The sequence below is a fragment of the Pseudomonas sp. P5_B2 genome, from assembly GCF_056400445.1.
The window spans coordinates 1-1850 of record NZ_JBFULH010000735.1 but is presented as its reverse complement, the minus strand read 5'-3'; the positions used below and the strand labels follow the sequence as shown (position 1 = coordinate 1850).

The following is a 1850-nucleotide window of genomic DNA, read 5'->3' as shown; positions in this document are numbered from 1 at the left end:
CGCCTGGGGCTGGACATGGCGCTTTATCAGGAACGATCGCTGCGGCTAATCGCCGCACAACAAGTTTGGCGAGATAAAGTGCAAGCGATTTATACCCGCGAAGAATTCACCCCAAGCCAGGATCCCGAACAACAGTTATACGATGGTTTTATCGGTGACCGGGATCGGCGTCTTTGCGAGCAAGTCAGAGCTGCCGACCCCGCGCAACTAGCACAAGAACAATGGCCTTTCGATGACGAACGTTTACCTGAATTATTGTTTCGATATCGCGCACGCAACTTCCCCGATACGTTGAATTCCGTGGAGCAAGAGCGCTGGCGATTATTTTGTCAGAAACGTCTGTCAGCACCGGAGTGGGGGGCACCCCATACCTTGAATACTTTTGCAGAAGCCGCGGCCCAATTGAACGAAACTGCTACACCGTTGCAGCGCGCAGTGCTGAATGATTGGCAATGTTATGTCGAGGCATTACGAAAACGTATGAATCTTTGAAAACGAAAACAGGCATGTCCGAATCAGCGGCATAAAAAAACGCCAGCATTTGCTGGCGTTATTTTTTTTCAGGAGTTCGTCTGCGACAAGCTCTACGGCTTAGCCCAGCAGAGTAGCCCAGCCTTCAACCACGTCGCCGCCCCACTTGGCTTTCCACTCTTTCAGAGTTTTGTGGTTGCCACCTTTGGTTTCGATGACTTCGCCGTTGTGCGGGTTTTTGTATTGTTTAACTTTGCGGGCGCGCTTGGTGCCAGTAGTTTTTACTGCGCCGCCGCGTGGAGCCTTGGATTTGGACTCTGGATCCAGCAGCGCGATGATGTCACGCAGGGACTTGGAGTATTCGCCCATCAGGGTGCGCAGTTTGCCTTCGAATTCCAGCTCGGTTTGCAGTTTGTCGTCTTGGGACAGATTCTTCAAACGGGCTTGCAGCTCTTTGATAGCTTCTTCGGTGGCACGGTATTCGTTGATCAAGGACATGAGGACTACCTTATGTTGGAGGCTGGATGGCAAGGAACAGTGTGGCAATAATAGTCAGGGTGTTTCATCAAGTAAACATTTAACCAACGTTTTAATTAAATTACTTTTGATGAACAGCGCGAAAATTGAAGAGGTCATTAATAGTGTCAGCGGACAACACAGATATTCACCAATGGACTCTTGATATCGACTAAAAGATCACCATCGGGCGGGGAGCGCGTGCTTTCAGAGTCGGGTCCACAGACCGGTGTTCCGGGCAAGGCGTCATCAATACTGTAGTTTTGCTGCGCAATCGCTAGAATGGCGGCCTTTGCGAAGTTCTGGAGTTTCCCCCTCATGCGCACTTTTCGGCTGGTGATTGCTTGCCCGGACCGCGTCGGCATCGTTGCTAAAGTCAGTAACTTTCTGGCGTCACATAACGGCTGGATCACCGAAGCGAGCCATCACTCGGACAATCTCAGTGGCTGGTTCTTCATGCGTCACGAAATTCGTGCCGACTCGCTGCCTTTCGGTATCGAAGCCTTTCGCGAAGCCTTTGCGCCGATTGCCAAAGAGTTTTCGATGGACTGGCGCATCACCGATACCGCGCAGAAGAAGCGCGTGGTGTTAATGGCCAGCCGCGAGTCTCACTGCCTGGCCGACTTGCTGCACCGCTGGCACAGCGATGAATTGGATTGCGAAATATCCTGCGTGATTTCCAACCATGACGACTTGCGCAGCATGGTCGAGTGGCACGGCATTCCTTATTACCATGTGCCGGTCAATCCACAGGACAAAGAGCCTGCCTTTGCCGAAGTATCGCGTCTGGTCAAACAGCACGATGCCGAAGTGGTCGTGCTTGCCCGCTATATGCAAATCCTGCCGCCGGCGTTGTACAGCGA

At 52.1% G+C, this 1850-nt stretch carries 2 protein-coding genes and 1 pseudogene; 2 read left to right on the top strand and 1 reads right to left on the bottom strand.

Going from position 1 to position 1850, the window contains the following annotated elements; all coding sequences use genetic code 11:
* Window positions 1-492: pseudogene (sbcB, locus tag AC1DRJ_RS26150) on the top strand (exodeoxyribonuclease I); the annotation flags it as partial.
* A 99-nt stretch (window positions 493-591) separates the two neighbouring features.
* Here sbcB and mvaT read toward each other — a convergent pair.
* Window positions 592-969: a histone-like nucleoid-structuring protein MvaT gene (gene mvaT, locus AC1DRJ_RS26145; protein ID WP_007945872.1), complete on the bottom strand. Its 378-nt coding sequence runs from the start codon at window positions 967-969 to the stop codon at window positions 592-594.
* Window positions 970-1305: 336 nt separating this feature from the next.
* On the opposite strand from mvaT, the gene AC1DRJ_RS26140 reads away from it, so the two are divergent.
* A partial coding sequence (locus AC1DRJ_RS26140; protein WP_477804699.1) for a formyltransferase family protein occupies window positions 1306-1850 on the top strand: 545 nt, incomplete at its 3' end.

Coding starts and splice junctions, on each gene's coding strand:
- mvaT (WP_007945872.1), bottom strand. CDS start 969: ATGTCCTTGATCAACGAATACCGTGCCACCGAAGAAGCTATCAAAGAG.